Here is a 21,573-nt window from a genome sequence, read left to right as displayed (position 1 = left end):
CTGACAACTACTCGTCCGCTGGAGGCTGCTTGATGAGCGCCAAGCCCATGACTCACCGCCAGATCATGGAGGCACTCTCCGGCCTCCTGCTGGTGCTCTTCGTCGCGATGGCCAGCTCGACCATCGTTTCCACCGCCCTGCCCACGATCATCGGGGCGCTCGACGGCAGCCAGACCCAGTACACCTGGGTGGTCACCGCCAGCCTGCTCACCGCCACCGCGTCCACCCCGATCTGGGGCAAGCTCGCCGACCTGTTCAGCAAGAAGCTGCTGGTCCAGATCTCGATCGTGGTGTTCGTGGTCGGCTCGATGGTCGCCGGCCTCGCCCAGACCGCCCCGCAGCTCATCGCCGCCCGCGCGTTCCAGGGCCTCGGCATGGGCGGCGTGCAGGCGCTGGTCCAGATCGCGATCGCCGCGATGATCCCGCCCCGCGAGCGCGGCCGGTACAACGGCTACCTCGGCGGCGTGATGGCGGTGGCCACGGTCGGCGGCCCGCTGCTCGGCGGCGTCATCGTCGACACCGCCTGGCTCGGCTGGCGCTGGTGCTTCTACATCGGCGTGCCGATCGCCATCATCGCCCTGGTCGTGCTGCAGAAGACGCTGAACCTCGCGGTCATCCGCCGGGAGAACGTCAAGGTCGACTACCTCGGCGCCACCCTCATCGCGGCCGGTGTCAGCACCCTGCTGATCTGGGTGTCGTTCGTGGACAGCTCATTCGCTTGGCTCTCTTGGCAGACGTACGCCATGGTCGGTCTTGGTCTTGTTCTTCTGGCCCTGGCCGTCTGGGTGGAGTCCCGGGTCGCCGAGCCGGTCGTCCCGCTGGACATCGTCAAGAAGCGCGGCACCGCCCTGGCGATCATCGCGAGCCTCTCGGTCGGCATGGCCATGTTCGGCGGCGCGGTCTTCCTCGGTCAGTACTTCCAGATCGGCCGCGGCTACAGCCCCACCGAGGCGGGTCTGCTCACCATCCCGATGATGGCCGGCGTGCTGGTCTCCTCGACCATCTCCGGCCGCCTGATCAGCAAGACCGGCAGGATCAAGCCGTACATCGTGGCCGGCACGATCGTGCTTGTCGCCGGCTTCGCCGGCCTGTCGATGCTCGACCACGAAACCCCGCTCTGGTACGTCGGTATCTCGATGGCCCTGGTCGGCATCGGGGTGGGCATGTCGATGCAGAACCTGGTCCTGTCGGTGCAGAACACGGTGTCGCTGAAGGACATCGGCGCGGCCAGCTCGACGATCGCGTTCTTCCGTTCGCTGGGCGGCACGATCGGCGTCTCGGTGCTGGGCGCGGTCCTGGCCCACCGGGTCACCGACAACCTGACCCACGAGCTGGCGGCCGCCGGCATGTCGTCGAGCGGCAGCGCCGCCTCGTCGAGCAGCCTGAACCTCTCAGTCCTGCCGGACGCGATCCAGCACCTGGTCCGCGCGGCCTACGGCGACGCGACCGGGCACATCTTCCTGATCTCGGCGGCCGTCGCCGTGGTCGGCGTGGTGGCCGCCGCGTTCATGAAGCCCACCGACCTGCGCTCAACGGTCGACCTGGGCGCGCCCTCGTTGAATGAGGAGAGCAAGGAGCCGGCCCTCGCCCGCTGATCCGCTTCCTCCAGCGGCGCCCCCTTCCCAGGGGGCGCCGCTGTTTGCTGGATCACGCACTCACTCCTGGGATCTTGCGCTTACCCAGAGCTAGCCTTTGGGAACGGAGCGCTTATCGAAGGGTGGGATCTTGGACGACCGACTGTCTGCGGCCCTGCTCGAACTCGAAGACGAAATCAACTGGGACGCCGCCGCCATGCTCGAGCAAGCCGTCGACCTTGAGCGGCAGGCCCGCGAGATCGGCGACGAGTTGCTCGTCGCCCGGGCCCGGCTCAGCCAGGCCAACCTGCACATGCGGGCCGGCGACCTGGCCGGCGCGGCCGCACGCATCTGGAAGGTCCACCAGTGGGCCGTCGAGCACGAGGCCCGGCAGCTCACCGCCCGCACCCACCTGGTCTGGGCCAATATCCACCGGCACCTCGGCGACGCCGCCCAGTGCCTGGAGCACTCGGTGCTCAGCGTCGAGCTGCTCGACGACACCGCCACCGATCACATGCGGATCTGGCACCGGGCCAAGCTGGCCGACGCGCTCAGCCTGGCCGGGTCGATGGACGCGGCCCGCCTGCGCTACCGGCAGGCCGCCGATCTCGCCCGCCGGCTGAAGCGTCCCGATCTGCAGCTGGCGGTCCTGAACAACTTCGCGTACGCCGAGTTGGCGGCCGGCCAGCACGAACGCGCCCAGCAGGTCGCGGCCCGGCTGCAGCGGCACGCCGCCGAGCACGGCTTCGAGCTGGACGCCGCGCTGCTCGACACGATCGGCGCCATCCAGATCGAGAACGGCCAGTTCGCCGACGCCGAGCGCACCCTGATGAGCTGCCTCGACCAGCATCACGACGGCAGCCAGGACGACGCCGACGCGCTGCCCGAATACCTGCTCACCCTGGCCCGGGCCCAGCGCGGCCTGATGGCGTACGCCCGGGCCCAGCGCAGCCTCAACGCCTCCCGGCGCCTCTGCGCCGAGCGCGAGCTCGGCCATGTCCTGGTCCGACTGCATCAGGAGCAGGCCGAGCTGTACGCGGCGCGGGGCGAGTTCGCCGAGGCGTTCGCGGCGCACAAGGAGTTCTTCGCCGCGCACATCAAGCAGCACTCGATCCAGCGGGAGGCGCAGGCCCGCACCCGGCAGGCGATGTTCGAGACCACCGAGGCCCGCCAGGAGGCCGAACGGTTCCGCGAGCAGGCCCGTCGCGACCCGTTGACCGGCCTGCGCAATCGGCGCTTCCTCAACGAGCAGCTGCCCGGCCTGATCGAGACCGATCCCGAGCTGACCGTGGCGATGGTCGATCTCGACCACTACAAGCGCATCAACGACCGGCTCTCGCACGAGGTCGGCGACCTGGTGCTGGTGCGGGTGGCCCGGCTGCTGGAGCGGTGGCTGGCCGAGACCGCGCCGGGCGGTTTCGTGGTGCGGATGGGCGGCGAGGAGTTCCTGCTGGCGCTGCCCGGAACGCCGGTCGACCGGGCGACCGGGGTGCTCGACGATCTCCGGAGGGCGGTGCGGGGCCACGACTGGCAACCACTCACCGCCGGTCTTCCGGTTACGGTGAGCATCGGCGTCGCCGGCTTGGGCGACACCCCGAACCCCACTCAGGCCGCCCTGCTGTCCATTGCGGACAGTCATCTGTACGCCGCCAAGCACGGCGGACGCGACCGCGTCGTCTCGTCGATGACCGATTCTGGTCGGACACGCCGAGCCCCCGCGGCGTGAGCTGCGGTTCCTCTCCGTAGTTATCGGATGCGCATCATAGGCGGCCTTCCACAGTCGGAGCGGCTACCCTTACGCCACTGACGGACATCGACCCACGCGGGGGTTGAGCGAGGGTCGCCGTTAGGGGCTAGGAGGGTCGGGGTCGTGCACCAGGGCAACGAGGTCGCGCCGCCGGGGGTCAACATCAACGTGCCCCATTCGGCCCGCATCTACGACTACTGGCTCGGCGGCAAGGACAACTTCGCGGTCGATCGGGCGGTCGGCGAGGCGATGATCCAGGCGATCCCCGGCATGCGCTACATGGCCGGCGAAAACCGCAAGTTCGTCCACCGGGTGGCCCGTGATCTGGTCGCCAAGGAGGGCATCCGGCAGTTCCTGGACATCGGCACCGGCATTCCGACCCGGCCCAACCTGCACGAGATCGCCCAGCAACTCGAGCCGTCGGCGCGGGTGGTCTATGTGGACAATGACCCGATCGTGCTGGTGCACGCGCGCGCCCTGATGGTCAGCAAGCCGGAGGGCCGCAGTGAGTACATTTCGGCCGACCTCCGCGATGCAGCCTCCATCCTTGAGGACAAGGTCCTGCGCGACACGCTGCGGTCCGACGAGCCGGTCGGCCTCACCCTGATCGCCATCCTGATGCTGCTGTCCGACAGCGACGACCCGTGGACGCTTGTCGGCGCGCTGCGCGACGCGATGCCGTCCGGCAGTTGCCTGGCGATCACCCATCCGACCGCCGATTTCGCACCCGACGAGGTCAACCAGGCGGTCGACGCCGCGACCGGCGCCGGCATGACGCTGGTGGCCCGTTCGCAGGAGGCGGTGCGGCGCTTCTTCGGCGACTGGGAACTGCTCGACCCGGGTCTGGTGCCGGTGTCGAGCTGGCGCCCGGACGCCCCGGTGGAGAACCCCGAGGCGGCCTACTACTGGGCCGGAGTGGCTCGCAAGCCCTGACTTTTTGCGGGGGTCAGAGGCGAGCGGGCCCCTGACCCCCTTTATGTGGGGTAAGGCTGTCCGCCGCCGCACCTCGCCGGCCGACCCCTCGTCGGCGTGGTGCAACTGCGGGGTGGACCGGTCGAGCGGCCTGGCACGGGGGAACCGGACCGCCCGACCGGCGTCGGGGATGGCGTCCTATTCGGAGCGCCTCGCGGGTGTTACGGCGTTACACCCGCAATCGCGGTCGCTTGCGTGCCAGCGGGGCCGGTAGTCGCTCCGCACGAATGAAAACCTGACGGCGGCCGGCACTGTGGCCGGCCGCATCGAGCTCCTCAGCCTCGGCCTCGAGCCACGTGGTGCCGTCGCGCACGACCGAGCCTGCCCACTCGATGTGCACGATGCGTAACCGAAGGCTGCCAGAACCATGACGATAGTCCGACTCGGCGAACTCCTGCGCGGGCCAGCGCGGCTGCCGCGGCAGGAGCCGGCCACCGCGGAAGATCAGGGCCGTCGGCACGGGGACCGGAGGGCCGGGAAGGTGCCCGGCACGTCGGCTCCGCGCGCAACGGACGAGGTCACTCGCGCGCGTCGGAATCATCCTCCTCGGCCGGCGGCCGGCGCTCGGCCACCGCAGCATCGGGGCGGGTCAGGGCATACCTGACACCACCAAAACGGTGCGTCACGGCGACGGCACGAGTTGTCGCCGCCGCCATGTCGTCAGTCAGCGGCTCGTCGCGGAAGACGAGCGCCGGGTTTCCCCTCCGAGGTGTTTCCACTCCTTCGGGGTCACCGTGATCAGCATGCTCGGGACCGATATTGGGAATCGACATCTTCCGCACCTCTCGCTTGGACGCCCCCGCCAGGGAGCCTCGCGCCGAGGCCGCAGACGCCGTTTCCGCGACCGACCCGTCACTCAAAGATGTCACCCTAAGTGACACCCCTTGGAGTGTGTACGTGCGTTATCATGCTCACAATCACGTGAGTACGCAAGGCCAAATGCACGTGCATTTGCACAACGTGTGATGCGGCCGTAGCCACGAGAGAGCACCGCCTCCGGACGATCCCCGACCGGAGCAAACCAAGGGAGTTTCAAATGAACGCGGTTAACGGCATCCCGGCCGGCCAGTTGGACGGTGTCACCTGGCAGAAGAGCCGGCGGAGCAACCCCAGCGGCAACTGCGTCGAGGCCGCGCTGCTGCCTTCCGGCGAGGTCGCCTTCCGCAACTCGCGGGACCCCGAGGGCCCGGCCCTCATCTACACGCCGGCCGAGATCGAGGCCTTCCTCGGCGGGGTTCGCGACGGGGACTTCGACAACCTGCTCGCCTAGGCCACGCAGTGCTCCATAAACGACTCAGGCCCGCCGGTTGGCGGGCCTGAGTGCTGTCTGGAGTGAAGTCAGGCCGGGCGGCCGACCTCGTGGAGCAGCTTGCCGAGGATCTCCGGCGTGTGGTTGGGCGGCTCGGCGTCGATACAGACCCGCTCCATCGCCATGGCGTACTGGTCGACGTCTTCGCGCTTGTCCAGGTAGATCGCGCTGGTCAGCTGCTCGACATAGACCACGTCGGGGAGTTCCGGCTCCGGGAAGCGCAGGATCGCGAACGGCCCGCCCGCGGCGGCGTGGCCACCCGCGTGGAACGGAATGATCTGCAACCGGACGTTCGGCTTCTTGGCCGCCTCGATCAGGAACTCGATCTGCGCCCGCATCACGTCGATGCCACCGATCGGGCGACGCAGCACGGCCTCGTCGATGACCGCCCACAGCTGGGGAGCGTCGGGCCGGTCGAGGATCTGCTGCCGCTGGCGGCGCAGCTCGACCCGGCGGTCCATCTCCTCCGGGGTGACGCCGGCGTGGCCGAGCATGATGACGGCCCGCGCGTAGTCCGGAGTCTGCAGCAGACCGGGGACGAACTGCACCTCATAGGTGCGCAGCAGCGAGGCCGCCGCCTCCAGGCCCAGGTAGGACTGGAACCAGCCGGGCAGGATGTCGCTGAACTGCTGCCACCAACCCGGGTTGTTGGCCTGCCGGGCCAGCACGAGCAGAGCCTCGCGCTCGTCGTTGTCGTTGACCCCGTAAAGAGTCAACAGGTCGGCGACGTCGCGCTCCTTGAAGCTGACCCGCCCGAGCTCCATGCGGCTGATCTTCGAACCCGAGGCTCGGATCTCCCACCCGGCATCTTCTCGGGTGATCGCCTTGGCTTCCCGCAAGCGGCGGAGCTGGGCGCCGAGCAGGATGCGCAGCACTGTGGGGCCGCTGCCCGGTGCCTCCTCCTGCGAACCCGCGCTCACTGAACTCCTCGTCATCGCTGTCTTGAGGGCTGCCGGCCGCAGTCCCTACGCATCCTAAAGGGGAGATCGTCCACAACGAAACAGCACCAGCTTATCTCCGGAGGGTGACGCCCGGAGCATCCGCTGGATGCAAATGCACGTGCAGACGGCCTTGCGAATGCCTTTGTTCGCGAGGATGATAGCTGACACAACCGCACTATCTGCTGACACAGCGTGCTGGGAGGGCCACATCGATGTCCACGACACCGACATCCCCACCTCCGTCAAACGCGTCGTCATCCACGCCGACCGTTGCTCCCCCGCAGCGTGACCCGGCTGATGTGGCACCCGCTGACAGTTATCACCCGTCCGACCGCGTCTGGGTCTACCGCGATGGTTGGCGGGCCGGCGTGATCGAGGCGGCCTCGCCGCGAGCCGTGACCGTGACCTACCGACCGGGCGCCCACCGCGGCACCGGGGTCGACACGTTCACCGCTCCCTACGTGACCGCGCGCATGTCGGATGACCCGCTCGACCGCCGCGATCGCAGCACTGTCGGCCGCCGGATCACTCCGGCCGGTCTTCCGGTGCGAGGTTCGGCCGCATGACCGGAGCGGTGACCGTCGCGGCCATCGTTGGTCTGCTCAGTCTTCTCGGTGGCGTGGCCCTGGGGTGGTATTTGCGTCGCACCAACGACTGGTGCTCCTCCTGCGGAGATCAGCTGGCGTGCGAGGGCTGCGGATCAGGCGCCGCCTGGCCCAAGCGCCCGATGACCTCTTCCAGCCCGCACTGACCTTCCTCGTTCTTAGAGCCTTCCTCTTTCTCAGAGCCGACGCGTTCGCGTCGGCTCTTCGTCGTCGTAACCGCCCGTAGCCACGGCCGGGGGCCATCTAACGGGTGAATGTTTGTCGACGAGCAACACCTTTGCGGTTACTGAGCGTGAGTTTTTAGGGGTGCGGCGGCCCGGTCGGACAGGGGCTAATCACCCAAAGGGTCGATATTGAAGTTGTCGCGGAAGACGTTCGCCGGGTCGTGCTTCTTCTTGAGGGCCCGCAACCTGGCCAAAGTCGCAGGTGGCCACGCCTCTGCGATCCGCTCGGGGCTCTGGTCGGTCTCGAACGAAAGGTACAAACCGCGGAAGTGGCCGGCCAGTGCACCCCAGGCAGCGTCCAATCTCGACCGTGATGCACCGAATGCGACCACTGAGAAGTTCGCTGCCCGATGCGAATACGCCGTGGCGTCCTCGGCCACATCGGCGACCGCGCCGCCCACCGACCGGATCTGGAAGAAGTACGCGGTACCCGTGTTGACCAGGGCCGCGGCTGCCGCACAGAACTCCGGCGTCAGGTGATCGATCAGCCCCGACCGGGCCACCGGGTCGCCCTGGCCGTCGTGCGGGGCGTCCGGCACGTTCATCACGCCCGCGTACGGAACCAGCTGCACCTGCTGGTCGAGCAACGGCGCGATCTGGGCGACGGGGGTGAGCCGATCGATGATGGTGTCCGGAATGGAGGAGTCGACCACCCCGTACACCTGGGCCAGCGACTGACCGCGGCGCGGCGCGCCCACGATGAGGTTGGCGGTCAGGTCGCGCGGGGCCGCCTCCATCGCGAAGCCGAACCGCTCGAGCAGCCCCGCGGTGTCCGACGCATCGAAGACGAACTGCCCGAATCCGACGTTCTCCACCGCGTCCACCTGGAACTCGAACGCGGTGACGATCCCGAAGTTCGCGCCGGCACCCCGGACCGCCCAGAACAGGTCCGGGTGCTCGGCCTCGCTGACGTGCACTCGCGAGCCGTCGGCCAGCACCAGGTCGGCGGCGCGCAGGTGGTCGATGGTGAGCCCGTGCTCCCGGGCCAGCCAGCCGATGCCGCCGGCCGTGGCCAGTCCGCCGACGCCGACGCCGCCGTAGTCGCCGCTCGACAGGGCCCAGCCATGCGGGGCGAGCGCTGCCGCCACATCCTTCCAACGGGCGCCGGCTTCCACCCGTACCATCCGATCCTCTTTTGAAATAACGGAAATATCGCGCATCGCGGAAAGGTCGATCACGATGCCGCCGTCGTTGGTGGACCGTCCGCTGATGCCGTGGCCGCCGCTGCGCACCGCGAGCGGCACCTTCTGCTCCCGGGCGAAGGCCAGCGCGGTCACCACGTCGTCCACGCTGGTCGCCTTGATCACCAGGCCGGGCGAACCACCCCGCATATAGGTGGACCGGACCTTGGCGTACCCGAAGTCGCCAGGCTCAACTGCCGTCAGCGAACCGGGGAGCGCCTCATAGTCGATGCCCTCGCGGCGGGCGGCCAGCGCGGCCGCGCTGCGCACCGGCCCGGCCGTTGTTCCTCGGGAAGCCCGCGCGCGGGCGACCTCCGCGCGCACCGCCGGGATCACCTCGGTGGCGAATTGCTGCAGCTCGAGCGGGTCGTCGCTGCCGAGAATGAGGGTGCCCACCCCGTCTTCGAGGATCAGCGGGAGCAGCTCGTCCACCCACTGCGCCGGCTCTTTCCCCGGATCACCGGAGATGTTCAGCAGCCGCCGGATCTCCCGCGGATCCCGGCCGGCCTTCTCCGCCGCCTCGTCGATCACGGCGTTGCCGCGACCCAGGTCACCGGGCTTCAGATAGCCGAGCGAGGGCAGCCAGCCGTCCGCCTTCGCGCCGATCAGCCGCAGCATCCGCGGCTTGTAGGCGCCCAGCCAGATCGGCACCTCATGCGCCGGCGCCGGACCACGCTTGGCCCCCTTGAGCTGGTAATAGTCGCCGTCGAACCGCAGCTGGGCACGGGTGTCGGCCCGCCAGATCTCCCGGATCACGTCGATCGCCTCGCTGAGCTGATCGACCGACTCGGCCGGCGTACGCCGCGGAAACCCCATCGCCTCCATCGCGTCCCAGAACGCCCCCGCGCCGAGCCCCAGCGCAAGCCGCCCCCCGGACAGCAGGTCGAGCGAGGCAGCCGCCCGGGCCAGCACCGGAGCCGGCCGCATCGGCACGTTGAGCACGTTGCCGGAGATCGCGATCGTCGACGTCTGCGCCGCCACCCAGGTCAGCAGCGTCCAGGTGTCCAGAAACCCCGGCTGGTAGGGGTGGTCCTGAAAGGTGACCAGGTCGAAGCCGAGCTGCTCACTGAGCTGCGCCCGCTCGACGGCCGCCTGCGGCGGGTCGTTTGTCGGCGTGATGAACGTCCCGAACTCGATCGGGTGGCCATAATCCACGTTCTTGAGCCTAGGACTCCTTGATTGCCGCCAGCCTGCGTCCCGCAACACATGTTGTCCGCGATGTGTCATGGCTCTCTTTTGAGTGCTTCGACCTCTGCCTTCAGCTCGCGGATCTCATTTATGAGGAGGGCCACGTCAGCGCGGGTCGCGGTACCGGAGGGACGCTCGGTGTCCGAGATGCGATCGACGATCCAGGAGGCCAGCGAGCCGGTGGTGAACCCGATCAACCCCAGTCCGCCGATCATCAGGGTCCCCGCGACCAGCCGCCCCTCCACGGTCATCGGATAGAGATCGCCATAGCCCACGGTCGTGATCGTGCAGACCGCCCACCACAGAGCTTCCGGATAGGAGTGGATGCGGCTGTCCGCCCGCCCCTGCTCCGCGTCCAGGACCGCCAGGGCAGCCATCAGGACAATAAGGGAGGTGGCCGAGATGACGTAGATCGCCAGCCGCCCCCGAGTCCACGACACGGCATGCCGGTTCAGCACCCGCAGGGCATTGAGCAGACGCAACGCCCGCAGAGGCCGCAGAACAGGCAGGATCAAGACCGCCAGATCAAACCAGTGGGTACGCACGAAGCGCGCCTTGTGCCCCGCCAGCCTCAGCCGAATCAGATATTCCACGCAGAACACGGCCCAGATCGCCACGTCGGCCAGTTGGCAGACCTGCTGCCAGCCCGCGCTGAGCCCCGGATCGAGCACCGGCCACGCATAAACCCCGATGAAGAGCAAAGACAGGCCGGTCAAGGGGTACGCGGTGGCGCGTTCCCAAGACCGCAGACGTTCCTCGGAGCTCATGATCTGATTCTGGTTCGGCAGATGGCGCACGTCGGCGTTTTTCTGGGTCAGGCGCCGGGAACCATGGCCCGTGGAGGTGGTTCCCCGTGCTGGAGCCGACCGAGAAGGCAAAATTCGACACCTTGGTGACCCGCCTGCGCGCGGACGACCCCGTCTTCACCCAGCGAATCGACCGCCTTGCCCGCCCGCGAGGCCGGCTGTACGCAACCCTTGCGATTCTGCTGTGGACTTCGGCCCCGCTGTGCATAGTCTTCGGCGGCTGGACCGGCTTGCTCTTGGCCGCGGTCGGCGTGGCTTACGGCTTACATCTGATGACAAAGCGAGGCGGCATCACGAGCGAGACCGTATGGCCGTCCCCGCGCCGCCGCCCCGGAGTTTCCAACTAACTCCACTTATCCCCGGTCAGCCGCTCGTAGACCTCGACGTAGCGGTTCCGAGTCGCCTCGACGACGTCGTCGGGGATTTCCGGCCCCGGAGCAGTGCGGTCCCATCCCGTGAGCGTGCTGGACCAGTCCCGCAGGAACTGCTTGTCCAGGTAGCGCTGGGTGCCACCCGGCTTCCACTCATCGGCCGCCCAGAACCGAGACGAGTCCGGGGTGAGGAGTTCGTCGCCCAGCTTGAGCGTGCCATCCTTCGCGTAACCAAGCTCGATCTTGGTGTCGGCGATAATGATCCCCTTCGCGGCCGCCACCTCTTGCCCGCGCCGGTAGACCTCAAGGGTGACCTTGCGCAGCTCCTGGGCGGCGTCATCGCCAACCTTCTGCTGCACGTCGGCGAAGGTCATGAACTCGTCGTGGCCCTCACCCACCGGGGCCTTGGTGGTCGGGGTGTAGATGGGCTCGGAGAGCTTGGAGCCCTCGATCAGCCCAGGCGGAAGCGCAACACCGGAGACGGCGCCATCACGCTCATACTCCTTGAGCCCAGAGCCGGCGAGGTAGCCCCGAGCGATGCACTCAACCATGACCATCTCAAGCCGCTCACAGCGAATGGCCCGCCCTTGCCACTCGGCCGGCACGTCGGTGCTGGAGATGACGTGGTTAGGGATGACGTCAGCAAGCTGCTCAAACCACCAGAGCGAAAGCTGAGTGAGGATCTTCCCCTTGTCCGGGATGGCGGTAGGCAGGATGACGTCGTAGATCGAGATCCGGTCCGAGGTGACGAGAAGGAGGTCAGCGCCATCGGCGTAGACGTCCCGAACCTTCCCCGAGTGCAACAGCTCCACGTGATCCCCTCCGCGCTACCCGTCCGTTGTGCCGACCTCACGCTATCCGACCTCGAAGAACCAGACCCGAAAGGCCCACCAGGCGATAACGGTCATACGGCAGACTGGCCGCGTGAGTGACGAGCTTGCCGCCGGGCTTTACGAGACCGTTCTAACTGAGGCGCTTGAGGCACAACTCGCCGGAATTGACGCTCAACTGGTTGAACGGATGGCGCTGCGCAACGCCGATGCGCCGGACCGGATAGCTCAGCTTCTCGCTCGACAGGTGTTCCGAGCCCTCGAAGCCGTTCCACTCGACGAACGGGCCACCGTCGGCGTTGAGGTCGCCCACCTTTTGATGGACCAACTGCACGAACGGCTTCCGAAGGTCAACGTCGCGACCGAACGGCCGGCCGCCTCCGCCGAGGTACTGAGCGCCATCGGCACGATGCAACCGGACGGCAAAACCCGCTTTCCCGAGCGTCCGCTCATCCCGCTACTGGACACGACGTTGCTGACCAATGCACGAGGCGAGCCTCGGGTCGGCAGTCAGGTACTTCGGGAGATCGAGTCCGCCGACGAGATCGACCTGGTCATCGCCTTCATTCGCCGGAGCGGGTTGAAGCGAGGGCTCGGCGATGCGCTGCGTCGGCACACCGAGCAGGGAAAACAGCTGCGGATCTACACCACCACCTACACGGGATCGACCGAAGCCACCGCCCTCGACGAGTTGGCCGGCATGGGCGCCGATGTGCGGGTCTCCTACGACACGTCGATTAACCGGCTGCATGCCAAGGCCTGGCTCTTTCACCGGCACAGCTCGTTCAGCACCGCCTACGTGGGTTCGTCGAACCTCACCTACTCGGCGCAGACCGATGGGTCGGAGTGGAACGTGCGCCTCTCGGCTGCACGGAACCCCGATGTCATCGCCCGCATCAAGGCCGCCTTCGAGACGTTCGAGGCCAGCGAGGAGTTCAAGAGGTACGACAAGGCGCAGTTCGAGGAGGCAATAGCTCGCCTGCGTCGTCCCGATCAGCCCGATCGGGCCATGCTCAGCCCGACCGAACTAGAGCTAAAGCCGTTTCAGGAGCGCCTGCTCGAACTGATCGAAGTGTCGCGAGCCCAGGGCCATCACCGGAACCTGCTCGTTTCGGCGACCGGAACCGGCAAAACCGTAATGGCCGCCATCGACTACGACCGACTGAGGAAAAGGCTGCCGCGAGCACGCCTGCTCTTCATCGCGCACCGCAAGGAAATCCTGCAGGCCAGCATGGCTACCTACCGACAGGCCATGCGGGATTACGCCTTCGGTGAGCTCTGGGTGGATGGCGAGCGCCCCAAAGACTTCGAGCACGTCTTCGCCTCCATCCACAGCCTCAAGAACAACGTCGAGCGAATCGCGCCAGACCACTTCGACGTCATCGTCATCGACGAGTTCCACCACGCGGCCGCACCCTCATACGAGGCCGTCTTGACCAAGTTGGCGCCGCGCGAGCTGTTGGGCTTGACCGCCACGCCGGAGCGCGCTGATGGACTGCCGATCCTGCACTGGTTCGGTGATCGCATCGCCGCCGAGCTGCGCTTGTGGGACGCGATCGAGCAGCATCGGCTGTCCCCCTTCGAGTACTACGGCATCCACGACGGCATCGATCTGAGCGAAGTTCCGTGGCGTCGTGGCCAGGGCTACGACGTCGACGCCCTGACCGAGAAGTACACCGGCAACGACGGATGGGTGCGCCTCGTCTACCAGAAGCTGGTAGATCACGTCGACGACGTCGCCACCATCAAGTGCCTCGGCTTCTGCGTCAGCGTCGCGCATGCCCACTACATGGCTGCTCAGTTTCAGCAGCTAGGAGTCAAGGCGGTCGCGGTCTCGGGTAAGTCCTCGGACGCTGAGCGAGCGGGCGCGCTCACCGACCTGGCCGCTGGCCGCGTCCAGGTGGTCTTTTCGGTCGACCTGTTCAACGAGGGTGTTGATGTCCCCGCCGTGGACATGCTGCTCATGCTCCGCCCAACCGAGAGCGCCACGCTCTTCCTCCAGCAGTTGGGTCGGGGTCTACGGCAGTCCCGCGACAAGATGATCTGCACGGTGCTCGACTTCGTCGGAATGCACCGGCGCGAGTTCCGCTTCGACCGGCGCTATCGTGCGCTGCTCGGCGGCAGCCGCCTCGACCTGGAGAAGGCGATCAAGGAGGGCTTCCCGTTCCTTCCGGCTGGCTGCCACATGGAACTCGACCGAGTCGCCCAGGACATCGTCCTCCGCAGCATCCGAGAGGCCGTGCCCTCGACCTGGCCGGCCAAGGTGAGAGAACTCCGCGAACTCATTGCCACCCGCGGCCCGGTCTCGCTGGCCGAATATCTGCGCGAGACCGGCTTGGAGATCGCGGACGTTTACAACGCCAACCACACCTGGTCGGAGATGCTCGAGCAGGCCAACGCATCGGTCGAACCGGCTGGCCCGTTCGAGCAATCACTGCGCCGGGCTATTGGTCGCTTGCAGCACGTCGACGACCGCCAACGGCTGGACAGCTACCTGGCTCTGTTAACCAAGGCCGGCCAGCCGAACGCTGCCGCGATGACCACGACGGACCGTCGCCTGCTGCATATGCTCATCGCCAACCTGGGCAACCAGATCTTGACCAAGAAGAACGAGCTACAAGACGCCACTCTCCAGCAGGCAGCCGACATTGTCTGGCGACACCCGCAGGTGTTAGCGGAGCTTCGTGACCTGATGAACGCCCTGTATGACTCGCCCAACCACGTGCAGCACGCCGTCACCGACGAAATCCCGCTGCAAGTGCACGGCCGCTACACCCGACTCGAGATGCTGGCCGCCGTTGGCGAGGCGGACCGAGCAAAGACGCGGGAGTGGCGGGAGGGCGTACTCGACGCCTCGACAATCGGGGCAGATCTGCTCGCCTTCACGCTCGACAAGACCAGCGGCGACTTCTCGCCGACCACGCGCTACCGCGACTACGCAATCAGCCCCGACCTAATCCACTGGGAAAGCCAGTCGACCACCTCGGCCGACAGTCCCACCGGGCAGCGCTATCAGCATCACGCGGCCAGGGAGCGAAAGATTCTGCTCTTCGCCCGAGAGAGCACCGAGGACCGCGCGTTCTGGTTCCTCGGCCCAGCCACGTATGTGAGTCACGAAGGCGAGCGCCCGATGGCGGTGAAGTGGCGCCTGGAAACGCCGCTCTCCGGCGACCTGTTTGCGGCCTTCGCGGCCGCTGTCGCATAGACGGCTGACCATAGTGCCAGCTCATTCATGCCTTGCGCTGCCCTCTTGTCATGGGACTGCAGGGCCGCCAGATCATCATGGCCGGCATGGTCACCTACATACCGAACAAGATCTACAACCGGGGCGAAATCCACGCCGCGGCAAAGGATGCGGGTGGCCCACCGGGCAACGACACGGCCGGGATCACGGTCGTCGGGGATGATCAATGCGTCTTTTGGAATCCGTTCCGTCCGCTATATGCGAATCGCTGGATCGAGGAGCCCGACGAGTTCATCTACTCGGGCGAGGGCAGCGTCGGTCCCATGCAATACGTCAGAGGAAACCTTCAACTACGAGACTGCCATGACTCCGGCCGGCCCGTCCTCGTCTTTTACAAGGTGCAAAGGACCGGATCTCACTGGTTACATCTGGGCAGCTTCACCGTCGCCGACATCTATACCGACCTGAGCCTAGACACGAAAAAGGTCCTTCGCCAGGACATCAGGTTCCACTTCCTTAGAAACGCAAATGATGTAATTTCGCCGCCTTTGCCGAAGATCGCACCGGCCGCGCCACCGGCACCTCGCACCGAGGCCGAGCTTTGGGAGCTGGCATCCACTCACACCGCCGCGGCTGATGGCAAAAGAAAGCGGGAAACCATAACGAGTCGCAATCGGCGCGTGTCAAATCCGGCTCTGACGGCCTATGTGGTCCAACGCGCCATCGACAACGGCGGCGCCTGCGAGTCCTGCGGAGTAGTGCCAGATTGGACCGACGTTTTCGGCAGACCTCATTTTCAGGCACACCATATTGATCCAGACATCGATCGAGTGGACTGGATTGGTGCCATTTGCGGGACTTGCCACGATCGCCTCCACCATGGCAGAGACCGGGAGCAGCGCGCGCAAAGCTTGCGGGAGACCGTCAGAGCGAGGCAACTCGCGATCGGCAGGGAGGTCACGGAACCCGATCGAGGCCATGGTGCTGTCGGCAGCGAGCGCGCGACAAGCCATCAGTAACCAAACGCATAGGAACTGCCAATCAGCGACGCGTCGCTGCAGGCAGTGACGGTCACGTCATACCAGGAATTGCCATGCGTCCGGCCGGTGCCGGTAAACGAGTAGATGTGGTCGTACTCCCAGGCATCCATCGCGTCCGCATCTCCCTCATCGGGTGGAGCCGGGATGACTACATTGGTGACCTGAGTGGGGATCAGCAAGCCACCCTCGTAGCGATTCTCGATCGCCAGACTGACCGTGATGAAGCGACCGGCCTCGGCGGGTGGCTCGTGCATCGAGGGCGTCACGAGCGCGTCCAACCCAGGAACCGGTCCCAGGCTCCCGACAGCGGGCCAGGGCCAGCGTCCATCGCGAAGTCCTCAAGGTAAGTCCACATCAGCATCGCGAGGGCTACCTTGTCGGCGACGTGCTCGTCGACCAAAGCCCTGCGCGCCTGATCGCATGGCCAGTCCGTGATGCAGGACTTGCATTCCCAGGTCGGCCTTGCCGGTAGGTGGTCGACGTCGCTCACCGCTCGGCCCGGGCCTGTTCAATGATTCGGCGGACCGCTGCAGCGTGCTCGGCCGCCGAGAGGCTCGGTGCCTCGCGAGCCATTCGGGCCAGCCGGCGCCGTTCCAGAATCTGGCTCAGGACGGGGATCGTTCGCAGCATCGTTCCTCCTCAGAAGCGGACCGAGGTAGGCGGCCGCAGGACGGCCGAAAGCCCTGCGCATCAACGACTGCTGCCGCCACTACGGAAAGTAGTGACGGGAACTCGGCGTAGGAACGGACGCTACGTCCTATTTTCGGGCGTACGCGATCTTCTGAAGTAGGACGTCTTGTCCTACTCGACGCCCAGGCGTCGGGCCAGACTCTTGATCGCGATCGTCGGCTTGCGGGTGCTCAGCAACTCGCCCACCACGGTTCGGGGAAAGACCTGGTAACGCATCCAGCGCGGTGCCATCCGCTCGATGTCGAGCAGGATCCGCTCTGCCTCGGTGGCGTGACCGAGGGCAACGTGCGCGTGCGCAAGGTCGGTCTGATGCCGGGCTCGGGCCGCGAGCGGCAGGCCGGTATCTGCGGGCATATCCCTTGCGGCGTCCAAGGCACCCACGTAGTCACCGGCTACCACCGCGACGTCGACGCGCTGCATCACGACCTGGCTCACGCCGAATGCTGTCTGGTAGTCGTTGCGATCTTCACCGAGACGGACTGCCGCTCCGTGCGCCACCTGGAGCAGGTCCCGTGCCTCGTCTTCATTTCCGGAGCGCGCTGCTGCGGTCGCTCCGGTAACGAGCAAATTCCCCCACATGCTGATGGCAGCCTTCGGCGCCCGTCGGCGTGGCTCAATTTCGTCGGCTTCACGGATCGCGATGACCGCGGCGTCAGCCGCCCGAGCCTGGTTGAGCAGCACCCACGAATGCGTGCCGGTGAGCGCTGCACGCAGAAGCGGATCCTCCGCAGCAGCGAGACCCTGCGCGGCCGCGACCAGCGACAGGTCAGCGTGGCCGAGGTGCACGAGAGTGCACGCGGCGATCTGACATGCCTCGGCGAGCAGATCCTTCGAGGGCAGAGCCCGGCTACTGCCGATCACGCCCGGCAGGAACGCGGACAGCAGGTCGTAGTCGCCACTCCAATAGGCCGACCACGCCTCGCCGAGTTGGGCATGCAGGTCTTCCAGATCAGCCGGCTCTCCAGGTTCGTCGACGACCGGGGTCAGGGCTCGCCGCAATGCCAGCAAGCCACCGTCGACCGGCACCGTTTCCAAATGAGTCGGCTTGCTCAGCAGTGACGACAGGTCGACGTCGAGGGCCGTGGCGATCGCCGAAAGCGTGCGGATTCTCGCGGTGGCCTTGCGGCCCTGCTCCAGCTTCTGGATGACGTCGACGCTCACGCCAGCGCGCTCGGCCAGTTCGTGCTGGGTCAGGCGGGGGATGCGCTCGGTGCGCAGCTCGTGAATACGCTGCCCGATCTCGGACATCTGGGCTCCCTGGTAGCGCGGTCAGGGTAGGCCGCCAGTCGATACAACTGACGCCACTCGACGGTATCCCGATGCTGCGTCGACGCCGACCCCCGGTCGGCTAAGCGCCCTCGTTCGACGCGGCCGGGCCCACGAGGTTCAGAGGCTATGGTGCGAGCATGACCGCGGAGCCGAAACGGGCCAGCGAATGGACCATTCACGGCGAGCGGGTCATCGATGATTCGCGGCGGGCGGTTCTGAGCATCGCTGACGTGGAATTGCCCGACGGTGTGCGATTCGAGCAGTACGTTCTCCGCGTGCCCGGTGCCGCAATGGTCATCGTTGTCGACGATGACGAGCGGGTTCTGATGATGTGGCGGCACCGATTCATCGTGGATCGCTGGGTTTGGGAGTTGCCTGGCGGCTATCTCGACCCGGCTGAGGACGCTATGGCCTGCGCGACTCGCGAGGTCGAGGAGGAGACGGGCTGGCGTCCGCGCCACCTGGAAAAGTTGGTCACCTTCCAGCCGATGGTGGGCACCATCGACCAGGAGAACGTCGTCTATATCGCACGCGGAGCTGATTACATCGGTTCCGCCCCGGACATCAACGAGGCCGAACGGCTCGGGTGGATTCCGCTCGACCAGGTCCAGGAATTGACTGACGCTGGGGCGATCGTCGGTGCCGGCTCGATCTCCGGGTTGCTGGCCGTGCTCCTGCTGAAGGCGACCGGAAAGCTCTAGCACTCCAGCAGGAGTTCACGGGTTTCAAGGCAGGCGAGTCGGGTCGCCGGGTCCATTGGGTAGCGGCCAGAGGACGTCGTATGCGTCTTCGGTGCCTGGAGGGCACTGTCGACTGATGTCGATGAACACCGGGCCATACTGCGTTGCGACCCGCCAATGCTCGAACTGGTCCAACTCTTGGTCCGCGTAGCGCGCGAGCAGCCTGGCGAGTTGATGAAACTCCGCGTCGGTCATGCGATCTTGGGTGGTTTCCTCGGCGGCCATGCCGTCATTTTGCTTCACCAGATCGCGGTGAGCGCTACGGCGCGAAGTTCGACAGCGTTCCCTCTTTCACCGTGTAGAGGTGGCCGCCTGTGGGGATCTGGCGGCCGGCCAGGGGCTTGGCCTGGTTGAGCACGGCGCCTGAGGTCGGGGACAGAACTGGGCCGCCCGTGTAAAGCAGGCCACCTGCGCGGATGGGCTGGGCGCCCTCGGCGGGCAGGGCTCGGGACCACAGCGTGCGGCCGCTGTTGATGTCCAAGGCCTCGGCCGTGTGGTCGTCCATGCGGTAGATGCGGCGGCCGTCTGTGGCCAGCAAGTCGGAGGCCTTGTTGGGGGCGGTCCATAGGACGGCGCCGGTGGTGGCCTTGATTGCGGACATTGCGGTGCCGTTTGTCACCAGGAAGCGGTCGGCGTTCGGGGTTGCGGCCTTTGCCTGCCACAGCGATGGCTTTGTCCACAGCGGAGCACCCGTCGTGACCGAGACGGCTGACGTGGTGTTGCCCTTGTTTACCAGGACGTAGCCGTTTGCGGAGACGCTTGAGCCCTCGTAGTCGACCTTTCGCCAGGCCTGTTTGCCGTCTGCTACCCGGTAGGCGACTACGGCCTGCTCGTCTGACGGGGATTCGCCGGAAACGACGACCATGCCCTTGTCGACCACCACGGTGTAGATGGGCATATCCGAGTCCACCCACCAGCGCACCTTGCCGGTTGTCAGGTCTAGGGCCCGCAAGCTTCCGTCTGGGTCGCTGTTGGAGTTGCAGTCGCCGTTTGCGGCGATCACCGTGCTGCCTGACGCGGCCAGCACCGCCGTGTCCGCGTCGCCTGGGTCTGGCCAGTTGAAACTCCATGCGGGCGCGCCCGTTGAAGCCTGGTACGCCGAGATTCCCAGCTGGTCGGTCGCCACCACTCGGCCGCCGGTGACGATCGGGGCGCCGAAGCCGCCGCAGGAACCCTCGTGCTTGCGCAACGTCACTGACCAGCGCTTGGTCAGCTTCGCGATGGTGTTCGCGTTGATTACTGACTCGCCGGGGTTGTAGTAGCTGTCCTCGGCGTCGTAGCCGGGGTGGTCCCAACCTGCGGGGGCGGCGGCGGCCGAACCGCCCGAAAGACCAACGGCAAAGACAACGGCGATGCACAAGGTACGGCGTAAAGCAGTCACAGCGCGGCCCCCGGAATGTGGTGATTTGCGCACGTAACTTATGCATGTCGGGTGCGCAGCGGGTGGCGAAACGCCGAAAGGGTGGCCCAACGGGCTGGGCCACCCTCGAACGGAGGAACTAGCTGTTCATCAGCTTGAGCAGCTGCTGGACTTCGGCCTGGCGGGACTCTCTTACCCGTACGGCGAAGGCTTTGGCCTCTTTGTTCTGGCCCTGGGTTGTCTCCAGGTGGGCCATCTCGATGGCGTTGTGCTGGTGGGCCAGGAACAGGTTGAGGAACGCCGTGTCGAAGTCGGCCGCGGACGCGGTCTTCAGGGCCTTGATCTCGGCCGGGCCCGTCGCGGGCAGGCCGCCGTGGTCGGCGTGCAGCGACGCGGCGGTGTCGACCTCGGTGGCCTTGCCCCACTGGGTCAGCCACGCCTGCATCATCGACAGCTCGTCCTTCTCGGTGGCCTGCACGGCCTGGGCCAGCGTCTTCAGGTCGGCGTTCGTCGAGCGCGACCCCGCGGTCGCGGTCATCTCCAGGCCCTGCTTCTGGTGGTAGGCCAGCATCTGCAGGAACATCACGTCCGTGTCGTTGTAGTCGTCGCCGGCCTGGATCTCGGCGACGCTATTCGCGGTCACCGTCTCGGCCGGCGTCGGGGTGGCGGCCGTTCCGCAGGCGGCCAGCGCCAGCGGCACGATCAGCGCGACGAGGAAAAGGCGCTTCACAGCGGGAGCCACAGCGCGAGCGTGTAGATCGTCGGCTCCCAGGTGTTGATCGAGGTGTGCGACTGGCGGCACTGGTAGCGCACGCCCTTATAAGTCACCACATCGCCCGTTTTATACGAAACGCCAGCCGCCCAAGCGGAACCGGAAGCGGCGGGCGGCGCGGTGGTGGCGGGCGCCGTGGCCGTGGCCGTGGGAGCAGTAGGCGCGGTGGTGGCGGGCGCGGTGGTCGGCGCTGCGGTGGTCGGCGAAGTGGCCGGCGCAGAAGTCGGCGTCGACGCGCCGCCGCCCACGTTCAGGTCTACGCAGCTGTAGAAGGCGTTTGCCGTATCCCCGATGTTCCAGACGGCCAGGACCGTGTGCTTGCCCGGGAACTTGCTCAGGTCGATCGTGTGCGACACCACCGCGTCGGGCTGGGCATTTCCGCCGTCTACCGTCGCGATTTTGGTGCCGCCGATGAAGTACTGCCAGTCCGCGGTGCGGTGCCGGGCGGTCATCACCCAGGTGAAGGTCACCGACGAACCGACCGCCTTGGCCGGCCAGTTCCGCGACTCGTCCGACAGCACCGACCAGGTGGAAACTCCGCCGTCGCAGGACTGCCTGCCCTTCGGGGCCTCGACGCTCTGCGGCTCGAACTGGATCTGCCCGCAGTCGGTCACCGCCCCGGACGCACACAACGCCTGCCGGGACGGCGGCGTCGAGACGTATCCGTGCGCGAACGCGGGCGTCACCACCGCCAGGCTCGAGCCGACCGTCACGCCTAGGGCAACCAGGGGATAAGCAATTTTCCTGCGCATGCGGAGCACGGTAGGGAG

The 21,573-nt window shown here is 66.7% G+C and carries 22 protein-coding genes; 10 read left to right on the top strand and 12 right to left on the bottom strand.

Going from position 1 to position 21,573, the window contains the following annotated elements; translation table 11 throughout:
• The first annotated feature begins 32 nt into the window (after nt 1-32).
• From Ate02nite_RS39320 to Ate02nite_RS39310, 3 genes are all read left to right on the top strand, one after another.
• Complete coding sequence (locus Ate02nite_RS39320) at nt 33-1,595, top strand: MDR family MFS transporter (protein WP_239148035.1); 1,563 nt, start codon at nt 33-35, stop codon at nt 1,593-1,595.
• A gap of 130 nt (nt 1,596-1,725) precedes the next feature.
• On the top strand, nt 1,726-3,300 hold the full coding sequence (locus Ate02nite_RS39315; RefSeq protein WP_203812987.1) for a tetratricopeptide repeat-containing diguanylate cyclase: 1,575 nt from the start codon (nt 1,726-1,728) through the stop codon (nt 3,298-3,300).
• 144 nt (nt 3,301-3,444) lie between these two features.
• Nucleotides 3,445-4,254, top strand: a complete 810-nt coding sequence (locus Ate02nite_RS39310; protein ID WP_203812986.1) for an SAM-dependent methyltransferase — start codon at nt 3,445-3,447, stop codon at nt 4,252-4,254.
• Nucleotides 4,255-4,811: 557 nt separating this feature from the next.
• On the opposite strand, the gene Ate02nite_RS39305 is transcribed toward Ate02nite_RS39310, so the two are convergent.
• Nucleotides 4,812-5,066 (bottom strand): hypothetical protein, encoded by a 255-nt coding sequence (locus Ate02nite_RS39305; RefSeq protein ID WP_203812985.1) that lies wholly within the window; start codon nt 5,064-5,066, stop codon nt 4,812-4,814.
• Between the two features lie 263 nt (nt 5,067-5,329).
• Here Ate02nite_RS39305 and Ate02nite_RS39300 point away from each other — a divergent pair, with 263 nt between their 5' ends.
• Nucleotides 5,330-5,563 carry a DUF397 domain-containing protein gene (locus Ate02nite_RS39300; RefSeq protein WP_203812984.1) on the top strand — a complete coding sequence of 78 codons (234 nt, stop codon included), beginning with the start codon at nt 5,330-5,332 and terminating at the stop codon, nt 5,561-5,563.
• A 68-nt stretch (nt 5,564-5,631) separates the two neighbouring features.
• On the opposite strand, the gene Ate02nite_RS39295 is transcribed toward Ate02nite_RS39300, so the two are convergent.
• On the bottom strand, nt 5,632-6,537 hold the full coding sequence (locus tag Ate02nite_RS39295; RefSeq protein WP_203812983.1) for a Sco1979 family transcriptional regulator: 906 nt from the start codon (nt 6,535-6,537) through the stop codon (nt 5,632-5,634).
• 305 nt (nt 6,538-6,842) lie between these two features.
• Between Ate02nite_RS39295 and Ate02nite_RS39290 the strand changes: the two genes are divergently transcribed.
• Together Ate02nite_RS39290 and Ate02nite_RS39285 are read left to right on the top strand one after the other, a co-directional pair.
• On the top strand, nt 6,843-7,109 hold the full coding sequence (locus Ate02nite_RS39290; protein WP_239148034.1) for a hypothetical protein: 267 nt from the start codon (nt 6,843-6,845) through the stop codon (nt 7,107-7,109).
• A complete protein-coding gene (locus tag Ate02nite_RS39285; RefSeq protein ID WP_203812982.1) occupies nt 7,106-7,294 on the top strand; it encodes a hypothetical protein in 189 nt (62 codons plus the stop codon). Before Ate02nite_RS39290 ends, Ate02nite_RS39285 begins: the two co-directional genes overlap by 4 nt.
• Nucleotides 7,295-7,479: 185 nt before the next feature.
• On the opposite strand, the gene Ate02nite_RS39280 is transcribed toward Ate02nite_RS39285, so the two are convergent.
• The gene (locus Ate02nite_RS39280; RefSeq protein WP_239148033.1) at nt 7,480-9,708 is read right to left on the bottom strand and encodes an LLM class flavin-dependent oxidoreductase; all 2,229 of its coding nucleotides are present in this window, start codon (nt 9,706-9,708) and stop codon (nt 7,480-7,482) included.
• 68 nt (nt 9,709-9,776) lie between these two features.
• Nucleotides 9,777-10,508 (bottom strand): potassium channel family protein, encoded by a 732-nt coding sequence (locus tag Ate02nite_RS39275; protein ID WP_203812981.1) that lies wholly within the window; start codon nt 10,506-10,508, stop codon nt 9,777-9,779.
• 86 nt (nt 10,509-10,594) lie between these two features.
• On the opposite strand from Ate02nite_RS39275, the gene Ate02nite_RS39270 reads away from it, so the two are divergent.
• The gene (locus Ate02nite_RS39270) at nt 10,595-10,894 is read left to right on the top strand and encodes a DUF3040 domain-containing protein (protein WP_203812980.1); all 300 of its coding nucleotides are present in this window, start codon (nt 10,595-10,597) and stop codon (nt 10,892-10,894) included.
• On the opposite strand, the gene Ate02nite_RS39265 is transcribed toward Ate02nite_RS39270, so the two are convergent.
• Nucleotides 10,891-11,730: a phosphoribosylaminoimidazolesuccinocarboxamide synthase gene (locus Ate02nite_RS39265; RefSeq protein ID WP_203812979.1), complete on the bottom strand. Its 840-nt coding sequence runs from the start codon at nt 11,728-11,730 to the stop codon at nt 10,891-10,893. The two genes, Ate02nite_RS39270 and Ate02nite_RS39265, sit on opposite strands and share 4 nt — an antisense overlap.
• A 112-nt stretch (nt 11,731-11,842) precedes the next feature.
• Here Ate02nite_RS39265 and Ate02nite_RS39260 point away from each other — a divergent pair, with 112 nt between their 5' ends.
• Nucleotides 11,843-14,953, top strand: coding sequence for a DUF3427 domain-containing protein (locus tag Ate02nite_RS39260; protein ID WP_203812978.1), 3,111 nt, complete (start codon nt 11,843-11,845; stop codon nt 14,951-14,953).
• 50 nt (nt 14,954-15,003) lie between these two features.
• A complete protein-coding gene (locus Ate02nite_RS39255; RefSeq protein WP_203812977.1) occupies nt 15,004-15,951 on the top strand; it encodes an SRA domain-containing endonuclease in 948 nt (315 codons plus the stop codon).
• Here Ate02nite_RS39255 and Ate02nite_RS39250 read toward each other — a convergent pair.
• The 3 genes from Ate02nite_RS39250 to Ate02nite_RS39240 all read right to left on the bottom strand — a co-directional run bounded on the left by Ate02nite_RS39250 (nt 15,945) and on the right by Ate02nite_RS39240 (nt 17,910).
• Nucleotides 15,945-16,250 carry a hypothetical protein gene (locus tag Ate02nite_RS39250; protein ID WP_203812976.1) on the bottom strand — a complete coding sequence of 102 codons (306 nt, stop codon included), beginning with the start codon at nt 16,248-16,250 and terminating at the stop codon, nt 15,945-15,947. The two genes, Ate02nite_RS39255 and Ate02nite_RS39250, sit on opposite strands and share 7 nt — an antisense overlap.
• Before the next feature lie 208 nt (nt 16,251-16,458).
• Nucleotides 16,459-16,602: a hypothetical protein gene (locus tag Ate02nite_RS39245; protein WP_203812975.1), complete on the bottom strand. Its 144-nt coding sequence runs from the start codon at nt 16,600-16,602 to the stop codon at nt 16,459-16,461.
• A 171-nt stretch (nt 16,603-16,773) separates the two neighbouring features.
• On the bottom strand, nt 16,774-17,910 hold the full coding sequence (locus tag Ate02nite_RS39240; protein WP_203812974.1) for a helix-turn-helix domain-containing protein: 1,137 nt from the start codon (nt 17,908-17,910) through the stop codon (nt 16,774-16,776).
• A gap of 158 nt (nt 17,911-18,068) precedes the next feature.
• Here Ate02nite_RS39240 and Ate02nite_RS39235 point away from each other — a divergent pair, with 158 nt between their 5' ends.
• Entirely contained in the window at nt 18,069-18,632 is a 564-nt protein-coding gene (locus Ate02nite_RS39235; protein ID WP_203812973.1) for an NUDIX hydrolase, read from the top strand.
• 24 nt (nt 18,633-18,656) lie between these two features.
• Here the strand turns inward: Ate02nite_RS39235 and Ate02nite_RS39230 are convergent, their stop codons facing one another.
• From Ate02nite_RS39230 to Ate02nite_RS39215, 4 genes are all read right to left on the bottom strand, one after another.
• A complete protein-coding gene (locus Ate02nite_RS39230) occupies nt 18,657-18,896 on the bottom strand; it encodes a hypothetical protein (RefSeq protein WP_203812972.1) in 240 nt (79 codons plus the stop codon).
• A 34-nt stretch (nt 18,897-18,930) separates the two neighbouring features.
• Nucleotides 18,931-20,052 carry an outer membrane protein assembly factor BamB family protein gene (locus Ate02nite_RS39225; RefSeq protein ID WP_203812971.1) on the bottom strand — a complete coding sequence of 374 codons (1,122 nt, stop codon included), beginning with the start codon at nt 20,050-20,052 and terminating at the stop codon, nt 18,931-18,933.
• A gap of 118 nt (nt 20,053-20,170) precedes the next feature.
• Entirely contained in the window at nt 20,171-20,773 is a 603-nt protein-coding gene (locus Ate02nite_RS39220) for a DUF305 domain-containing protein (protein ID WP_239148032.1), read from the bottom strand.
• Nucleotides 20,758-21,555: a lytic polysaccharide monooxygenase gene (locus Ate02nite_RS39215; protein ID WP_203812970.1), complete on the bottom strand. Its 798-nt coding sequence runs from the start codon at nt 21,553-21,555 to the stop codon at nt 20,758-20,760. The genes Ate02nite_RS39220 and Ate02nite_RS39215 overlap by 16 nt, the downstream gene beginning before the upstream one ends.
• Nucleotides 21,556-21,573: the final 18 nt, after the last annotated feature.

This window comes from Paractinoplanes tereljensis (assembly GCF_016862435.1).
Taxonomy (GTDB): domain Bacteria; phylum Actinomycetota; class Actinomycetes; order Mycobacteriales; family Micromonosporaceae; genus Actinoplanes; species Actinoplanes tereljensis.
The sequence above is the reverse complement of the archived record's forward strand: the minus strand, read 5'-3'. Positions and strand labels throughout refer to the sequence as shown.